The organism is Mangrovihabitans endophyticus (genome assembly GCF_014646155.1).
GTDB classification, from domain to species: Bacteria; Actinomycetota; Actinomycetes; order Mycobacteriales; family Micromonosporaceae; genus Actinoplanes; species Actinoplanes endophyticus.
The window spans coordinates 1-763 of sequence record NZ_BMMX01000136.1; the positions used below are offsets into that span (position 1 = coordinate 1).

General features: G+C 66.7%; 1 protein-coding gene. It reads left to right on the forward strand.

From position 1 onward, the window contains the following. Positions 1-135: 135 nt before the first annotated feature. A complete protein-coding gene (locus IEY73_RS32755) occupies positions 136-684 on the forward strand; it encodes an IS1096 element passenger TnpR family protein (RefSeq protein ID WP_189083226.1) in 549 nt (182 codons plus the stop codon). Positions 685-763: the final 79 nt, after the last annotated feature.

Consider the following 763-nt stretch of genomic DNA (forward strand, 5'->3'; position numbering starts at 1 on the left):
CTGTCGGGGTACCCCTTGGAGTACACAGGTAGGTACGGCTGATCTTGCACAGCGGGGACGGGTCGATCGACGCCGGTCGGTGACGTTGCGTAGTCTGTCACCCGCTTGCGTTGCCGACCTTGAGGACGCCTACTCATGGCCCGTACCTCGCTGACGATCCGCATCGAGCTCGTCTCCGGTCGCGGCGCCGACTTCTGGCCCCGGCCGGGCCGCGACTTCGCTGCGGCCCGGTCGCACACCTTCGACCAACTCGCCACCGCGATCGACCTGGCCTTCGCCCGGTGGGACCTGGCCCACATGCATTCGTTCACCTTGGCCGACGGGACCCCGGTCACGCCGCTCGACCTGTGGGACGGCGACGCACCCGAGGGCAGCATCGACAGCGAGGCCACCAGATTGAGCCGGCTCGCTGCCGGGGAACAGTTCGCCTACCTGTTCGACTTCGGTGACGACTGGACTCACCTGTGCACCGTGGCCGAGCACCGCATCGATCCCGAGGACACCCTGGGTGCAGTCCCGCCGGAGCCGACGCCTTTCTATGGCTTGGGCGACCTGCCCGATCAGTACCAACGCCGTTGGCCGGGCGACGACGGCGACTCTGCACCGCCGAAGCGGCCGCGGAACCCCATGGCCGGACTACCCCCGCTGCTGCCGTGGTGGGGACCCCGTGACCACGGTAAGTAGCTCAATTCGCTGAGTGCTGCGTTTGGAATTATGTACGCCCAGCCGTACCTGACTGTGTAGACACAGAAGTACGCCGACA

Excerpts from the sequence above, each read along its gene's own strand:
- IEY73_RS32755 (WP_189083226.1), top strand. The coding sequence starts at position 136 with ATGGCCCGTACCTCGCTGACGATCCGCATCGAGCTCGTCTCCGGTCGC.